The organism is Nonomuraea sp. NPDC049129, from assembly GCF_040648495.1.
Classification (GTDB): domain Bacteria; phylum Actinomycetota; class Actinomycetes; order Streptosporangiales; family Streptosporangiaceae; genus Nonomuraea.
Genome location: NZ_JBEZDU010000027.1, coordinates 1 through 15,740, shown reverse-complemented (window position 1 = coordinate 15,740; position 15,740 = coordinate 1). Strand labels below are relative to the sequence as shown.

Annotated in this window: 15 protein-coding genes, 1 rRNA gene and 1 pseudogene; 8 read left to right on the top strand and 9 right to left on the bottom strand. The window is 68.3% G+C overall.

All coding sequences use genetic code 11. The features are described from left to right. Window positions 1–26: 26 nt before the first annotated feature. From AB0B64_RS49290 to AB0B64_RS49280, 3 genes are read right to left on the bottom strand one after another with little or no spacing between them, the layout of a single operon-like run. Window positions 27–926, bottom strand: a complete 900-nt coding sequence (locus AB0B64_RS49290; RefSeq protein ID WP_357958339.1) for an NAD kinase — start codon at window positions 924–926, stop codon at window positions 27–29. Continuing rightward, window positions 923–1,735 (bottom strand): TlyA family RNA methyltransferase, encoded by an 813-nt coding sequence (locus AB0B64_RS49285; protein WP_357958337.1) that lies wholly within the window; start codon window positions 1,733–1,735, stop codon window positions 923–925. Before AB0B64_RS49285 ends, AB0B64_RS49290 begins: the two co-directional genes overlap by 4 nt. After that, entirely contained in the window at window positions 1,732–1,938 is a 207-nt protein-coding gene (locus AB0B64_RS49280; protein ID WP_357958335.1) for a hypothetical protein, read from the bottom strand. Before AB0B64_RS49280 ends, AB0B64_RS49285 begins: the two co-directional genes overlap by 4 nt. Before the next feature lie 127 nt (window positions 1,939–2,065). On the opposite strand from AB0B64_RS49280, the gene AB0B64_RS49275 reads away from it, so the two are divergent. Further along, complete coding sequence (locus AB0B64_RS49275; RefSeq protein ID WP_357958333.1) at window positions 2,066–2,413, top strand: SCP2 sterol-binding domain-containing protein; 348 nt, start codon at window positions 2,066–2,068, stop codon at window positions 2,411–2,413. A gap of 3 nt (window positions 2,414–2,416) precedes the next feature. Here AB0B64_RS49275 and AB0B64_RS49270 read toward each other — a convergent pair whose 3' ends face one another. Beyond that, entirely contained in the window at window positions 2,417–3,388 is a 972-nt protein-coding gene (locus AB0B64_RS49270) for an HAD-IIA family hydrolase (protein WP_357958331.1), read from the bottom strand. 519 nt (window positions 3,389–3,907) lie between these two features. On the opposite strand from AB0B64_RS49270, the gene AB0B64_RS49265 reads away from it, so the two are divergent. Next, complete coding sequence (locus tag AB0B64_RS49265) at window positions 3,908–4,498, top strand: plasmid pRiA4b ORF-3 family protein (RefSeq protein WP_357958329.1); 591 nt, start codon at window positions 3,908–3,910, stop codon at window positions 4,496–4,498. A 76-nt stretch (window positions 4,499–4,574) separates the two neighbouring features. On the opposite strand, the gene AB0B64_RS49260 is transcribed toward AB0B64_RS49265, so the two are convergent. Continuing rightward, window positions 4,575–4,811 (bottom strand): hypothetical protein, encoded by a 237-nt coding sequence (locus tag AB0B64_RS49260; RefSeq protein WP_357958328.1) that lies wholly within the window; start codon window positions 4,809–4,811, stop codon window positions 4,575–4,577. A 399-nt stretch (window positions 4,812–5,210) separates the two neighbouring features. Further along, window positions 5,211–5,633 carry a tetratricopeptide repeat protein gene (locus AB0B64_RS49255; protein ID WP_357958326.1) on the bottom strand — a complete coding sequence of 141 codons (423 nt, stop codon included), beginning with the start codon at window positions 5,631–5,633 and terminating at the stop codon, window positions 5,211–5,213. Here AB0B64_RS49255 and AB0B64_RS49250 point away from each other — a divergent pair. The 3 genes and pseudogenes from AB0B64_RS49250 to cpt form a co-directional block, all read left to right on the top strand. Next, window positions 5,632–5,940 (top strand): annotated as a pseudogene (locus tag AB0B64_RS49250) (DUF1015 family protein); the annotation flags it as partial. The gene AB0B64_RS49255 and the pseudogene AB0B64_RS49250 sit on opposite strands and share 2 nt — an antisense overlap. 216 nt (window positions 5,941–6,156) lie before the next feature. Then, window positions 6,157–8,013 carry a DUF1015 family protein gene (locus tag AB0B64_RS49245; RefSeq protein ID WP_358195647.1) on the top strand — a complete coding sequence of 619 codons (1,857 nt, stop codon included), beginning with the start codon at window positions 6,157–6,159 and terminating at the stop codon, window positions 8,011–8,013. A 543-nt stretch (window positions 8,014–8,556) separates the two neighbouring features. Continuing rightward, window positions 8,557–9,093, top strand: a complete 537-nt coding sequence (cpt, locus tag AB0B64_RS49240; protein WP_358195052.1) for a chloramphenicol phosphotransferase CPT — start codon at window positions 8,557–8,559, stop codon at window positions 9,091–9,093. Between the two features lie 558 nt (window positions 9,094–9,651). Here the strand turns inward: cpt and AB0B64_RS49235 are convergent. Continuing rightward, a complete protein-coding gene (locus AB0B64_RS49235) occupies window positions 9,652–10,197 on the bottom strand; it encodes a single-stranded DNA-binding protein (protein ID WP_358195049.1) in 546 nt (181 codons plus the stop codon). Window positions 10,198–10,305: 108 nt separating this feature from the next. Here AB0B64_RS49235 and AB0B64_RS49230 point away from each other — a divergent pair, with 108 nt between their 5' ends. Next, the gene (locus tag AB0B64_RS49230; RefSeq protein ID WP_358195044.1) at window positions 10,306–11,232 is read left to right on the top strand and encodes an MBL fold metallo-hydrolase; all 927 of its coding nucleotides are present in this window, start codon (window positions 10,306–10,308) and stop codon (window positions 11,230–11,232) included. A 68-nt stretch (window positions 11,233–11,300) separates the two neighbouring features. Here AB0B64_RS49230 and AB0B64_RS49225 read toward each other — a convergent pair whose 3' ends face one another. Next, window positions 11,301–12,596, bottom strand: a complete 1,296-nt coding sequence (locus AB0B64_RS49225) for a hypothetical protein (protein WP_358195040.1) — start codon at window positions 12,594–12,596, stop codon at window positions 11,301–11,303. On the opposite strand from AB0B64_RS49225, the gene AB0B64_RS49220 reads away from it, so the two are divergent. Next, window positions 12,546–14,513: a hypothetical protein gene (locus AB0B64_RS49220; RefSeq protein ID WP_358195036.1), complete on the top strand. Its 1,968-nt coding sequence runs from the start codon at window positions 12,546–12,548 to the stop codon at window positions 14,511–14,513. The genes AB0B64_RS49225 and AB0B64_RS49220 overlap by 51 nt on opposite strands. Window positions 14,514–14,751: 238 nt before the next feature. Next, on the top strand, window positions 14,752–15,426 hold the full coding sequence (locus AB0B64_RS49215) for a methyltransferase domain-containing protein (protein WP_358195032.1): 675 nt from the start codon (window positions 14,752–14,754) through the stop codon (window positions 15,424–15,426). Window positions 15,427–15,655: 229 nt separating this feature from the next. Here AB0B64_RS49215 and rrf read toward each other — a convergent pair. After that, a 5S ribosomal RNA gene (rrf, locus tag AB0B64_RS49210) occupies window positions 15,656–15,740 on the bottom strand; the annotation flags it as partial.

Sequence of the window (15,740 nt, the reverse complement as noted above, 5' to 3'; positions counted from 1 at the left end):
CTGTACGCGCTGCACCTGTAATTGAGTCAGGGACGCACCCTTCCGCGCCAGCCCTGGACGGGTAGTTCGAACTTGGCGACCAACCTGTCGGTGAAGGGGGCGCCGGTGCTCTCCACCCCGTGCAGCCGGGCCAGACGTACCGGCTGGGAGCCGCGGCGTACCTCCACCCGGCTGCCGGACGGCAGGTCGAAACGGCGCCGCCCGTCGCACCAGAGGACGCCGCCGGGTGTGTCGGGCAGGATCTCGACGGCGAGCGTGGACCGCGGCGAGATCACCATCGGCCTGGCGAACAGCGCGTGCGCGCTGATCGGCACCATCAGCAGCGCCTCGACCTCCGGCCACACGACGGGACCCCCGGCGGAGAAGGCGTAGGCGGTCGAGCCGGTCGGGGTCGCGCAGATCACGCCGTCGCAGCCCCAGCGGGACAGCGGCCGCCCGTCGATCTCGGCGACCACCTCCAGCATGCGCTCGCCCTTCTCCACACTGGCCTCGTTGAGCGCCCACGTGTCGGCGAGCACCTGGCCGTTCTGCCTGGCCAGAATGTCGATCGTCATGCGTTCCTCGACGTCGTAGCGGCCCGCGACCACACTGTCGACCGCCGACTTCAGGTCGGCGACCTCGGCCTCGGCCAGGAAGCCGACGTGCCCGAGGTTGACGCCGAGCAGCGGGGTGCCGGTGGGCCTGGCCAGGTCGGCCGAGCGCAGCAGCGAGCCGTCGCCGCCGAGCACGATCAGCATCTCCGCGTCCTTGGCGGCACCGGAATCGCAGGGCACCACTTCGGCGCCGCGACAGCCGATGTCGTCGGCCTCCACATCGAGCACCCTGACCCGGATCCCGGCCGTGACCAGGCGGTCGATGACCAGGCGGGCGCTGTCGACCGCGGCCTCCCGCCCTGTGTGCACGGTGACCAGCACAGTACGGTTCATTGTGGCCCTTCCGCGACGGCCCGCTCGATCTCGGCCTCGAGGTCGGCGACCGGCGGCTCGCCCTCCCCCTTGCCCAGCCAGAGCAGATACTCCACATTTCCCGACGGACCTGGCAGCGGGCTCGCGGTCACGCCGCGCACCACCAGGCCGAGCTCGCGCGCCTTGGCCGCGGCCTGTCGCACCGCGCCCGCCCGCAACACCGGGTCTCGCACCACGCCACCGGCACCCACCAGGTCCTTGCCCACCTCGAACTGCGGCTTGACCAGCAGCACGAAGTCTGCCCGAGCGGCGGCCACCGAGGCCAGCGCGGGCAGCACCAGCCGCAGCGAGATGAACGACAGATCGCCTACGATCAGCGAAGGGGGCTCACCGACCAGATCCGGGGTGAGATCACGTACGTTGACGCGCTCCATCACGGTCACCCGCTCGTCGGTCCGCAACGACCAGGCGAGCTGCCCGTAACCGACGTCGACGGCCAGCACGCGTTCGGCGCCGTGCCGCAGCAGCACGTCGGTGAACCCGCCCGTGGACGCGCCCGCGTCGAGGCAGCGGCGGCCCCGGATCTCCAGCGCGCCGAACGCCTCGATCGCGCCGAGCAGCTTGTGCGCGCCGCGCGAGACGTAGTCGGGACCGTCGGCGGACTCGGCCACGACGATGGCCGAGGCGGTGTCGACCTGGGTCGCCGCCTTGCCCGCCCGCCGTCCGCCGACCGTGACCCGGCCGGCTTCGATGAGCTGGCCGGCCTGCTCACGCGACCTGGCCAGGCCGCGCCGCACCAGCTCGCTGTCCAGCCGGATGCGTCGGCTCACCGGTCGCCCGTCCGGCCGTCCACCTGGCCGTTCACTTGCCCATCCACCTGGCCGTCCACGGCCCCCAGCGCGGCCTCGAGCCCGGAGAACGCCTCGTCGAACACCGCGACGTGCTCACCCACCGGCCGCCCGGCCAGGTCACCGAGACCGGCGAGGACCGCGTCGACTCGCTCGTCGCCGGTCTCCTCCGGTACCTCACTCATGACAACGACCGTAACGCCTCATGCGAGCACCCGGCACCTTGGCAGGTGTGTCACACGTTGAAGGGTCACACGGGGGTGCCACTGATGTGGAACGCTACCGTCCTGAAATGGAAGAAAGGATCCCAACATGGCAAGCGTCGAGGAGTGCCGGGCGGCACTGGCCAAGCTCGTCGACCAGTTCGACGAGATCGGCGAGGAGGACCGGGCCAAGCACGTGGTCGAGCGTACGGTGAGCTGCCGGGTCTCCGACCTCGACTTGATCTTCTACGGCCGGCTGCATCCTGACGGGCTGGACCCGTTCAGTGAAGAGCCGCCCTCGAACGGCAGGTCGGCCGACGTGAAGCTGACGATCGTCAGCGACGACCTGATCGCCCTTGTGGACGGGGAGCTCGATCTGGCACGCGCGTTGCTCGGCGGCCGGGTACGGATCGACGCCAGCTTCGGCGACCTGCTCCGCCTACGCCGCCTCCTCTGACCCTCAGCCGATCCGATCCAGCACCGGTTTGACCGCGTCCTCCTCGGCCGGACTTTCGCCCGCATACGTCCAGGCCGCGTCACAGGCGGCCCTCAACCCGTCGATGCGGCTGCCGTCACCCTCCAGCGTGAGGACTCCGTCGGCCCACTGGGCCCGCCATCCCCCGCAGACGCCCTGCCGTACCTCCGGATAGGGCCGCAGCAGCGCGGACAGATCCTCGGCCACGTACGTCGGCCGCTGCTGAGGAGAAGCCGTGAGCACGTCGAGCGGCGTGGCGACCCCGGTGAGCACCAGCAGTCCGTCCACGCCCGCGTTGACGGCGCCCTCGATGTCGGTGTCGAGCCGGTCGCCCACCACGAGCGGCCGCTTCGCCTCCGTACGGATCATCGACTCCCGATGCAGCGGCGGATCCGGCTTGCCCGCGAACACCGGCTCCACCCCGGTCGCGGTGGCGATCACCCGCGCCATCGCCCCGTTGCCGGGCAGCTCACCCCGCCGCGTGGGCAGCGTGCTGTCCCTGTTGGCGGCCACGAACAACGCGCCCTGCCGGACGGCCAGCGCGCCTTCCGCCAGCAGCCCGTACGCGAGACCGAGCGCCATGCCCTGCACGACCGCGACCGGCGCGTCCGCCGCCGTGGTGACGGGCCTCAGCCCTTGATCCCGTACGGCCAACCGCAGTCCGGAACCGCCCACCACGAGCACCGGGGAGCCGGCCGGCACCCGCTCGGCCACCAGCCGCGCGGCGGCCTGGGCCGAGGTCACGACGTCTTCGGCCCTGGCGGAAAGGCCGAGCTCGCGCAGGTGCGCGGCGATGGCGGCGGGGGTGCGTGAGGCGTTGTTGGTGACGTACGCCAGCCGCGTATCCCTGCCCCGCGCCTCCTCCAGCGACTCGACCGCATGGGGAACCGCGTGGGCGCCCAGATAGACGACCCCGTCGAGGTCGAGCAGCAGGGTGTCATAACCGTCGATCAGCACTGCGCCTCTTCCCGTTGACTTGTCACGCCGCGTGAGACTTTAGCGTCGCGTCCGTACTCATCTGGAGAAGGGCTGACCCTGTCCACAGATCCCCCTTCGACTTCCCCCTTCGACCTCCCAGAACCCGCCGATCTGCCCGGCGACCTCAACCCCGCGACGCACGCGGCCAAGACCGAGGAGCGCTGCACGGCACGGATGGCCACGCAGGCGAACGGTGCCCACGAGGCACATGAGGCAGAGGTGCCATATGGGGCGAAGGCCGCGCATGGAGCGCTGCACGGATTCGGGCGGATAGCTGGATGCCACGAATCGGCCACCTGAAAGCAGCCCGCCCGTAATGTCAGATCCACTTTCCGCACACCGCACATGGATTTGATCTCGCACACCGACACCAATGACGGCACCCCATGCGACCGAACGAGCTAAATACCCCAAATATGCCATTTCAGAGCCGTCCACAAGCAGCCTAGTTAAGCCCACTACCCACGCCGAACCCAGCCGCGCGGCAGAATAATCGCTGTGACGAACACCCCCAGCGCGAAGCAGACGGTTCACACGATCAAGGTCACCTTGCGCGGTTCCCGACCACCGGTCTGGCGCCGGTTGGAGGTCGCCTCGGACAGTACGCTGCGGCACCTGCACGACGTCATCCAGGCGTCCTTCGGCTGGCAGAACTACCACATGTGGGTCTTCGACACCGCAACCGGCCGCTTCGGCGACACCGACCGCGAACTGGAGATCCGCAGCGCGGCCTCCACCCGGCTCGACCAGGTCGCTCCCCGGGCCAATGACCGACTCCGCTACACCTACGACTTCGGCGACGACTGGGAACACGACATCCTGGTCGAAGCCATCACCGACGCCGAGCCCGGCACGGCCTATCCACGCTGCCTGACCGGACGCCGCGCGGGACCACCTGAGGACTCCGGTGGCGTCTGGGGCTACGAATATCTCCTCGAGATCCTCGCCGATCCCACCCACGACGAACACCAGGAGCGCCTGGAATGGCTCGGCCTCGATTCAGCCGACCAATTCAACCCCGCCAGCTTCGACGCCAACAAGATCAACGACGTACTCTCCGGCCTGGCGATCGTCCTCACCAAGGACTGACCACCCGCCATCTCCAACGAAATCGAACCACTCGCACGATCAACACGCAGCACCGATCACGGGGGCACAAGGCGGATCAGACGCTCCGGCGCGACCCGTCGTGGGTGTTCAGCAAGGCCCGGTATTCGCCGAACTCACCCTGGACAGAGAGCAGATCCGCCGGCCGTCCACGCTGGACGAGCGCATCCGGACGGTCGGGCCCGAAGGAGGGCCCGTACCCATCGAACGCCTCACGGTGCTCAGCCTCCTCGGCTTCGGCCAGCCGACCGAGCATATGGAGACTCTCGCCAAGCCCGGCACGGATCTCCAGCATGACCACGCCCCCGCGCACGACACGAGCGGGCGGGCGTTGGCTCCGCAGGTAGCTCGCCGCGACGCCCAGCGCCTCCCGACAGCACCGGATGGCGTCCCGCGTGCCGGACGGCTTCCTCCAACTCGCCGTTGATGCGAAGCACGTACGCGAAGTGCTGCCAATCCCTCAGCGATGGACGGTCGTAGGGCGAGGCTCCCGTGAGCTGCTGCCGGTGGTAGGAGACGGCGGCTCCGAATCGGCGGCCCGCAGCAGGACAACACCGTAGTCGAGCACCGAGGCGACCTGAACCGCGAGCCCATCATGCGGCTTGCCGCCCGCTCCAGGGCGCAGCCGATACGAACGCCGATCGCCACCGCTGCGGCCAACCGCCTATCTGGATAGTCCTATCTGGATAGGCGTCTACATCTCACGCCGAGCCCGCAGAGTGGCACGGACGCTCTTCAGCGCGGACACGTAGTGACGCTCATCCGGCCGCATGGCCACAGCGATCGCAAGGGGTTCCTGGGCCCCTTCAATGTCGCCCGTTCGCCACAGCGATAACCCAAGCCCGAAATAGGCGTAATCCTCAGTCGGATTGGCATCGACGATCTGGCGGAAGCTCGCCGCAGCCTCCGCGTACTGCCGCGAATTGAACTGCGCTCGCGCAAGAGCCTCCCTGATGCTGCGCGAATCGGGCTCCGCAGCAGCGGCACGCTCGAGCAGAGCGGCAGCAGCTGCCGGACTGCCCTCTTTCAAAAGCTTCACCCCGCGCTGATACCAGTCGTAAACGCCACCCCCTGGAGCCCCAGGGGATTCATCGTGCACGTTTCTACCTTGGACCATGCGTGAGGCCTCCTTCATCGGCCGACAGGGTTCCGTTGAATTCGCCGCGGAATCAGGAGCGTGGGGAGCTTGGGGGCGACTTTCGGAAGACCCGGACACTTATGGGAGCATGCCCGGTATGGGGAATCCTGAACTGCCAGCGCCTGATGGACTGCTCCTACGCCCCTTCCGCGGCGTCCGCTTCACGGTCGACGATCCCGCCAAGGTGACCTCCCCGCCGTACGACCTGATCGCTGAGGGTGATGAACGCGCCCTCCTGGATTCCCATCCCAACAATGTCGTCCGCCTCATCCTTCCCTGCTCATCGCCACCCCAGTCCCCCGAAGGACACCCACCCGCTCCCGACTCCCCCCAACACAGCGCGACACCTGGCGCCGCCACCCACCACAACAAGACCCCCACCAGTGCCGCCCCTCACCACAGCACGACGCCTGGCGCCACCTCCCACCACGCTGCCACCGCTGCGACGACAGCCGACGAACAACCCGCTGCCACAGCGGTGAGCCCCGCGCTGGACCCAGCGGTGAACACCCGTCCGAGCGCACCTGACGATCAGAGCGCACCCGACGCTGCCGTCACCATCCCCCAACCCCATGACTCCATCAGCACCCACGAGCACGGCGCCGGAATCGCAGCCGGCGATCACGACAGCGACACATCTCCGGCCCCGATAGGTCACCACCCCGCCGGAACACGCGCCGACCCAGCCGTCAGCCAATACGACACCCCGCCGGGAGAAACCGCCGAACAGCTCCACGACGACCACCCCGGCGGCAGGCGGCCTGATGACGAGCAGCCCGCTGACAGTGACAAGCAACTCGACGACATTCGACCCAGCGATGAGCCTCAGGGTGAGGCGCATGGGGATGCAGCGGTCCAGCCGTCTGCCGACACTCCCGAACACTCAGCGAACGAGCGCTATTGCGAAGCTCGCGACACCCTCCTCGCCTGGCTGGACGCGAAGGTGCTGGTCGCTGACGAGCAACCAGCTCTATATGTGTACGAACAGCACGGACCGGGCGTCCTACAGCGCGGCCTCATCGGGGATGTGGCCCTGGCGGACCCGGCTCGACGCATCATCCTCCCCCACGAGAACATCTTCCCCGGACCCGTCGCCGACCGGCTCGCCCTCATGAGCACTACCCAGGCCAACCTCGAACCCATTTTCCTCCTCTACGACGGCGGCCAAGGCACGGCAACCCTCCTGGTGGATCACGTGGCGTCGACACGCCCGCCTCTGGTGACTGCTGATACGCAGGACGGTCTCCGCCACCGCCTCTGGGCAATCACGGATCCGGCCGAGATCGACGCCGTCAACGCCGACCTCCGAAACCGCCAAGCCCTCATCGCCGACGGCCACCACAGGTACGCGACATACCGGGTCCTCCAACGCCAGGAGCACGCGGCCCGTGCCAGCCAGGTCCCCGCCTCCACCTCATGGCCTGCTCCCACAACACCGGCATCCACCACCCCACAGCCTCCGCTCACCTCGCCACTGAACACACCGCACCTCAACGCGCCAGCAGAGCCAACACCCGCGCCGCTCCACGGCGCTCAGCCTTCCGTCGCATCGGCCCAGCCGTCAGCGCCCCCTGCCACACCCGTTCGGCATTCAACGCCCGATGCCGCACCTCCTCAGGTTCCGGCAACCAACCCGACACCAGCTCAGGGCCCAGCAAGCCATACCAAACCAAGCCCAGCAACCAGCACCGAACCAGGCCAGGTGCCAGGACCCGCCACCGCATCAGTGTCTGGCGTCCAGCAGCCCACGGGGCAGCACGCGCGTGGCGGCGAGCAGGGACAGTCCACCTTTGGTCCATGGGACTTCGGGCTGGCGTTGCTCGTCGATTCGACCGCGTACCCGCCCGATCTCAAGGCCATTCACCGCGTCATCCCCGGCCTGCCCCTGACCGAGGCGGCGGCCAAGGCCAAGGGGTCATGGCGTGTCCACGATCATGCCACCCTCGACCAGGGCCTGGCCGCGCTCCAGGCGGCAGGGGAGCCCGCATTTCTGCTCGCCGGCGAAGGAGGCTGCCACCTGCTCACCAACCCTGATCCGGTCCAGCTCGCCCGTGCCATGCCTGCGGACCGCTCCGATCTGTGGAACTCGCTGAACATCTCCATCCTCAGTGAGTTCGTCCTGCCCAAGGTGTGGGGCATGCAGGACGATCAGCAGGCCGTACGGATCGTGCATCATGACCCGGAGGCCGCCCTGCAGCTGGCTCTCGATACGGGCGGCACCGCCGTGATTCTGAAGCCGCTAGCCGTCGACGACGTGCTGGCCATCGCGGCGGGGGGCGAGCGCGTGCCTCGCAAATCAACCTCCTTCGGCCCTAAGCCCATTACGGGCCTCGTCCTCCGTACCTTCGCCACCGGCTGAGGCGAGTCGGGCCACCGCCGATCGCGAGCTGGCCGCGCTCGCGTCCCTCCTGCCCGCTCCGGAGGGCACGAGCGAGGACGGGCTGAAGCGGGCCTTCGGCAGCCTGCTGACCGACAATCCCGCGCTGTTCCGCAAGGACGAATGCCGCCGGCTGGAGCAGCGCTGGCAGCTCGACGACGGCGGCCTGGACGGCTCCATCACCGCATACCACGACGAAGTCCCGCAGAGCGGTGTGGTTTCTCCCCCGCTCAGCCCTGTTCGCCCACGTAGGAAACGCACAGCGAGATCGTTGATCCACCACTGGATGGGACACCACTCAGCACTGTAAAGAGCCCTTCTGAGCGCAGGCTGTAAGTACGAGAATGGCGTAGCGACCAGAGCAGTCACCGCTCAACTGCTCCGTCCTCGTGTACCGCTGCTGATCGGCGACGCAACGGCCCGGCCGGCGCAGTGACCGGAAACGTTCACCGGGTCGCAGCGGCAGGGCAGCGTCGGCCGAAAATCGTTTCACTTCCTTGAGGCGGCTCCCCTACTGTGTACGCCGTGACAACGCAGGTGATCGTGCTCAATGGCGGATCCAGCGCGGGCAAGTCCTCGATCGTCCGGAGCCTGCAGGCTGTACTGCCGCAGCCCTGGCTTGCCATCGGAGGTGTCGACTCGATGATCGAGGCGATGCCCGAATCCATGATGACATCGGACACGGGACTCAAGATCGCCTCCGACGGAGCTGTGACCGTCGGGCCGGAGTTCCTGCAACTGCAGACGGCGTGGCGGGAGGGGATCGCCACGATGGCCCGTGCCGGAGCCCGGGTCATCATCGATGATGTCCTTCTCGGGGGAGGGGACTCCCAGCAGCAGTGGCAGAGAGTTCTAGGCGGGCTCGACGTCCTGTGGGTCGGCGTCAGGTGTGACAGCGCGGTCGCCGCCGACCGCGAGCGGGCTCGGGGAGACCGCATCCCGGGCATGGCCGTGGCCCAGGCGGAGGCGGTACACGACGGTATGGTCTATGACCTGGAGGTGGACACCACGCGTACCGAGTCGCTGGTGTGCGCGAAGACCATCGCCGGTTACATATCGTAAGCCGATGAACGTTTCCGGCCACCGCGGTAGACGATCAATAGCGATACCGACCTCCTGAGTTGCGCCGCACCACGACCTAACTGCACCGATCTGGACGCTTGTGTCCCCGCCGAGCGGTGGATCAACGATCTAATGGGCCTGAGCGCATAAGCCCAGGAGATACGCCTTCGATGGGCCGTCATCTTCTGGACCAGCGACGGCGGTTACCCGCAAGATGACGGCCCATCAAGTGGTGGACTTTCGTCCCCAGCCGAAGATCCATGGCGTCCTCACGAGCGTAGGCGGTTGCCGCGATGACGTCCCGCTGAGTGGTGGATCCACGATCTGGCTGTATGGCTTCTACCAGGGCGAATAGGGCCGAGTGGCTGAGGCAACTACACCAGTCTGCGGGATGTCAACAGCGCACGGGTGGCGAGCAGTGCGACTACCTGTAGGAACGGTGTGGCTCGGCGCGCTCCCCTGTCACTGACCCCCGGCCCCGGGCCCCGCTGTCGATCGTCCGGCGATCGGCAGGCGACCGCCGGACAATTCCACGAGGTGCCACGCCCGAATAGCGAGCTAGCCGGTCGGGGCCAGGTCCGGGGCTGGGCGTGGCGAGGGGATAGACGGGAGGATGTCGTGCTTGTCCTGGATCATCGCGTTTCCGGATGGCTTTGGGGTTGGCGGAGGGGCCGGGCCTCGTCGGCACTCCTGAGCGTCCGGCGGTTCCGGGTCGTTGCCGAGCCGTCGGCTCTGTGCGAGTGGGAAAGGCTTTCGGCGCGGTCGTGAGGGCCTCGGCTGGTCAGCTGGGTCAGGTGGGGCTGCCTTCGCCATCGTGACCTCGACTTCGTAGCGCCAGATCTTGGCGGCGGTCGGGCCGTAGACGTGGCAGCGGAAAGCGCCCTTGATCTCCATGGTGTCGCGGGGTCTGAGGTTGCGGACGAAGGCGGCCGCCTCGGGATCGAAGGTCGCGCATGGCACGCTGTCCGTCATCGTCTGGCCGCGTCTGTTTTCCGGGCGGCGCACGATCAGGCGCCATTTCGTGAGGATGTCGCCGCTCGGCAGGGGCTTTTCCTCTGGCGTCGCGGACAGCCTTCCCACCAGTACGACCTCGTTGCGGTCCACTGTCGTCCTCCCATCGGGGTTCTGGTGAGATCACTCTTTACGATGAGGGGTACGCCGGATCGGCTCGAACGCCATTCTGGGGATAACGGCAGCGGATCAGGAGTGACTGTGGACAACATCACCGCCCTGGGCGGCGACGTCTATGAGATCGATACGAAGATGGCCGGCTATTCGGGCATCACGGCTGGATACCTGATCCTGGGTGACCGCCCATGCCTGGTCGAGACCGGCACCTCGACCTCGGCGCCCGTGGTCCGTGACGCACTCGCCTCGCTCGGCGTGGGCCCTGAGGACCTTGCCACGGTCGTGGTCACGCACATCCATCTCGATCATGCCGGCGGCGCTGGGGACATGGCGAGGTACTTCCCGTCCGCCCAGATCGTGGTGCATGAGAAGGGGGCCAGGCACCTGGCCGATCCGTCCAGATTGATGGCCAGCGCGAGGATGGTGTGGGGTGACCGCCTTGACACGCTATTTGGTGAACTATCGCCCACCGAGGCCGACCGCATCGTCGCGCTCGGCGACACCGGATCCATCGACCTGGGCAACGGAAGGACGCTGAACAGCCACTACTCCCCCGGTCATGCCAAGCACCATGTGGGTCTCATCGATTCCGCCACTGGCGATCTGTACGTAGGTGACGCCGCCGGCGTGTACCTGCCTCAGACCGGGGACCTGCGCCCGGCCACCCCGCCTCCGGACTTCGACCTGGAGACGGCGCTCAACTCGATCTCGCTGTTCAAGGCACTCGGCCCGCAGCGGCTGCTGTTCAGCCACTACGGACCGGTCGGCGCCGTACAGGAGACGCTCGAACGCTCCGCGGAGGAACTTCGCGTCTGGGTCGATCTCACCCGCCAGGTACACACGGAGGGCCTCGACCTCGACCACGCCATCGCCATGGTCAGGGACCGGACCATGGAGCGGTACCAAGCGCTCAAGGCGGACGATGACACGGCGGAGCAGTTCGAGCTCCTGAGTGGCGCTCCGTCTAACGTCGCGGGCATCTACCACTGGCTCGACCGCGTCTCACCCTGACTTCTGGTACGAAGTGCCGTACCAGAACTCCGCCGTACACCGTGGAAGGTGTACGGCGGAGCAGGACGTCAGTCTTCGCGCTGGGAGTCGCGCTTGGCGGCGTCCTCGGCTGGTTCGTCGGGCTGGTCCAGGATGTCGCCGAAGTTGGGCTCGATGAACGCCGGAGTGATGCCTAGCGCCATCGGGGTCTCAATCGCAGAGGCCTTGGGCTCCGGGACGCTCGACTCTGCCGTGCCGGACTCGTCGTCCAGCAGCTCATCGGGCTCGGCATCCTTCGAGGCGTCCTTCCAAGCGTCCTTTGAGGCGCCCTTCGGGACGTCCTTCGAGGCGTTCGCCGAACCGTCCCGGAGCTCGCCGGACTCGGCGGCCTCCTGCTCGGAAGCGGATTTCGCCTGCTCAGGAGCGGATTCCGCCTCGGCGGCAGGCCCGTCCTGCGCGTCGTCGGCGTCCTCCCGGTCAGCAGAGCCGTTCTGCTCGTCGTCGGCGTCCTCCCGGGCGGCAGAGCCGTCCTGCTCACGGATGGCGCCCTGCCGGTCCTCCGCGCCGTCCTGCTCATCATCGGCATCCTGCCGACCGAGCGGCTCATCCTCCTGGTCCTCCGGCTCGGCTTCCGCAGACTGATCGTCGGTGGGCTCGGAGTCGTCGAGAAGGTCGTCTGCCTCAGCCAGGGCCGCGTCCTCGTCGACGTCCTCGTCCAGCTCGATCATGGCGTCGGCCTGGCCGGCCGTACCCGCGTCGTCGGAGTCGTCCTCGTAGTCATCGACGTCCTCGTCGTCGAAGTCCTCTTCGACGTCCTCGATGACGGCACCCGTCAGCTCGGCGTACCGTTCGGCGGCGTCCGTCTCACCGTCCTCGTCGAAGGCCATCGCCTTGGCGAACCAATCGGTCGCGGCCTCCTGATGACCCGCGTCGGCCAGCGCGTCGGCGTACGCGAACGCGAGACGAGCCGACCAGGGCTTCGCCTGCGGATCGCGCAGCTCGGGCAGACGTTGCAGGGTGATGACGGCGGCGTCGTTCTGGCCCAGGTCGCGGCGGGCGCCCGACTCCACGATGGACAGCTCGATGCGTCCCGCCCTGTCGAGGCGTTCGGCTTCGGGCGAGCGGACCAGGTCGAGGGCGCGTTCCGGACGGCCGAGGCCGCGTTCGCAGTCGGCCATGACCGCGAGATACGCGTCAGAACCGGTCATCCGCCTCGCCGCGCGCAGGTCGCTGAGGGCCTCGGAGAAGTGCCCAGCCCGGTAGGCGACGATTCCCGCCGCCTCACGTACGACACCGATGCGGGCCGCGAACCGGCGGGCCACCTTGGTGTGCTCGTGAGCCTGATCGGGGTCGTCCTCCTCCAGCGCACGCTCGGCGGCGACCATGTGCCTGCCCACCAGCTCGGCGAGGTCGCCGGGGAGGGAGCGCAGCTCGTCGCGTACTTCCTTGTCGAGCTCTTCGGCGGTGATGTCGGGCGCGACCTCGGGCAGCGGCTCGCGCTTCGGAGCGTCGTCCTCGGTACGGCCGAACCTGGCACGAGTGCCGCTGGACGCCCGGTCATCACGGGAGTCGCGCGAGAACGGGCGGGAACGGTCATCGCCACGCGGGCCCCGGTCGTCGCGGTAACCACCCTCGCGGGGACCCCGATCGTCACGGGAGCCACCCTCGCGGCGCGGGCCGCCGTAACCGCCCTCGCGGCGAGGGCCACGGTCGTCACGATCCTGGAAGGAACGACGATCGTCGCCACCCTCAGAACGCTCACGGAACCCCCCCGGCCGATGATCGTCACGGTCGCGGAAGCCACCCTCGCGCCGGGGACCCCGATCGTCACGGAAGCCACCCTCGCGGCGCGGACCACCGTAACCGCCCTCACGGCGCGGACCGCCACCGTAACCGCCCTCACGACGAGGGCCGCGGTCGTCACGATCCCGGTACGAACGACGATCGTCGCCACCCCCAGGGCGCGAACCGCGGTCGTCGCGGAACCCACCTTCACGGGGCGGACCGCCGTAACCACCCTCGCGACGGGGGCCACGGTCGTCGCGGTCCCGGAACGGACGGCGGTCGTCGCCGCCACGCGGACCCCGGTCAAAGCCGCCCTCACGGCGGGGACCTCGGTCACCGCCGCCCTCGGGGCGCGGACCCCGGTCGCTGCGGAACCCACCCGGGCGCTGGTCATCACGGTCACGGAAACCACGACGATCCCCACCGCCGTCACGGTCGCGGAAGCCGCCCTCGCGACGGGGGCCGCTGTAACCGCCCTCACGACGCGGACCGGCGTAACCACCCTCGCGACGAGGGCCGCGGTCATCACGGTCCCGGAAGGAACGACGATCGTCGCCACCCTCAGAACGCTCACGGAACCCACCCGGCCGGTGATCATCACGGTCCCGGAAGCCACTCTCACGGCGCGGGCCGCCGTATCCACCTTCGCGACGCGGACCGCGGTCGCCGCCGCGGTAACCGCCCTCGCCACGCGGGCCACGGTCACCACCGAACCCGCCCTCACGGCGCGGCCCGCCGCCGTAACCGCCTTCACGGCGAGGACCAGCGTAACCACCCTCACGACGGGGGCCACGGTCATCGCCGGAGCCGGCGTCACGACGCGGGCCACGGTCGTCACGGTCACGGAAGGGACGTCGGTCATCGCCACCGCGCCCGCCCCGGTCATCACGGAAGCCACCCTCTCGGCGCGGGCCACCGTATCCACCTTCGCGACGCGGACCGCGGTCGCCGCCGCGGTAACCGCCCTCGCCACGCGGGCCACGGTCACCACCGAATCCGCCTTCACGGCGCGGACCGGCGTAGCCGCCCTCGCGGCGGGGGCCACGGTCCCCGCTGAATCCGCCCTCGCGGGCCGGACCGCCGTAACCACCTTCGCGGCGAGGGCCGCGGTCACTACCGAACCCGCCTTCGCGACGAGGTCCCCGGTCATCGCCGGAGGCACCCTCACGACGCGGGCCGCGATATCCTCCGCCGTCGCGCCCGGTGCCCCGGTCGCCGCGCCCCTGGTATCCGGAACGCTCGCCGTATCCGCGATCCTGCGACGCCCCTCGGTCGCCACCGTCGCGTCGTGGCCCTCGGTCGCCGGAGCGCGGCCTGTCGTCAGAACGGAACGGACGGTCGCCCCTGGAGTCGCGCTGGTCGCGCCCGCGGGAGCCATACCCGCCGCTCCTGTCGCCGCCCTGGGGACGCTTGTCTCCGCCGTCGCCCCGTTCGCGCTGTCCGCCGTCCGATCCGTTATCACTGTTCACTTCTGGTCCATTTCGTTGGCTCACTCAGCAGACCCGTGCGTCACATGACGGTCCGCCGTGGCAGGTCGCCGCCCGATTTTCGGGCCTTACGCGACGAAGGCCACCCGCGGTGGGATGGCCCGGTACCACCAGCCTAGCAAGCCGCAGCATGTCACCGAGCCTGGCCCGGCCCGCATATTCGGCCGCGGTGATTGACCGCTTCGGGAAAACTGCTCGACATGTCACTCCGCTTCCATGAGATCGCCGAGGCCCAGCACCGCATTCTGAACCCATCACTGACGAAAAATTGCAACTCCTCGGCGAAATCTGCCGCATCACACCAGGCGCGCGCCACCTGGATCTCGCCTGTGGGAAGGGGGAAATGCTCACCCAATGGGCCGCCCGTTACGGCTCGTACGGGGTAGGCGTGGACATCAGCAAGGTCTTTCTCACCGCCGCCAGAGATCGCGCGGACGAGCTCGATGTGACCGGCCAGGTACGCTTCATCGAGGCGGACGCCGGGACCTATGAGGACGAGCCGCACTCGTACGACATCGTCTCGTGCATAGGCGCCGCGTGGATCGGCAACGGCCTCGCCGGCACCCTCACCCTCATACGCCGCCTGCTCCGCCCCGGCGGACTCGCCCTGGTCGGTGACTGCTACTGGATCAGCCCGCCACCGCCCGAAGCCTGTGCATCGCTCCAAGTGCCGAAAGATTCTTTCGCTTCGCTGTCCGGTACAGCCAAGCTCATCGAAGACGCCGGCTATGAGTTGGTGGAAATGGTCCTGGCGAACCACGACACCTGGGACAGGTACGTCGCCGCTCAACGGTGGACTGAGCGAATGGCTACGCGAAAATCCGGACGACCCCGATGCGTCGGCCTTGCGGCAATTCTTGGACCATGCACGCGACTCTTATCTCGAGTACGGCAGGGACTACATCGGCTGGGGTGTCTTCGTTCTCCGCGGGTAAGCCGTTGATTGTACGATCCGGCGCCTGCGGCTGCTCGGCGGTGCGGTCGGCTACGTCCTGAATCGGCCACACCGCGGTTCAGGGCTGCAATCCGAAGCTTGTACATTTCCTGGCCGCAAACAGGCCACTCCCGTAGAGCAGAGCCCACCGCTGCTTGTGCCCGACCTATTGCGCCTGGCCCACAACGCAGAAAGGGCCCCACGCGCGTGCGTGGAGCCCTTTCTGCAATCAAAGATTGTCCGGCGGTGACCTACTCTCCCACACCCTCCCGAGTGCAGTACCATCGGCGCTGGGAAGCTTAACTTCCGGGTTCGGAATGTAA

Coding starts and splice junctions, on each gene's coding strand:
- AB0B64_RS49275 (WP_357958333.1), top strand. CDS start 2,066: ATGGCAAGCGTCGAGGAGTGCCGGGCGGCACTGGCCAAGCTCGTCGAC.
- AB0B64_RS49280 (WP_357958335.1), bottom strand. CDS start 1,938: ATGAGTGAGGTACCGGAGGAGACCGGCGACGAGCGAGTCGACGCGGTC.
- AB0B64_RS49255 (WP_357958326.1), bottom strand. CDS start 5,633: ATGGTCCAAGGTAGAAACGTGCACGATGAATCCCCTGGGGCTCCAGGG.
- AB0B64_RS49290 (WP_357958339.1), bottom strand. CDS start 926: ATGAACCGTACTGTGCTGGTCACCGTGCACACAGGGCGGGAGGCCGCG.
- AB0B64_RS49225 (WP_358195040.1), bottom strand. CDS start 12,596: ATGGTCGCCGCCGAGCGTGCGCTGGAGGAGGACGACCCCGATCAGGCT.
- AB0B64_RS49260 (WP_357958328.1), bottom strand. CDS start 4,811: ATGCTGGAGATCCGTGCCGGGCTTGGCGAGAGTCTCCATATGCTCGGT.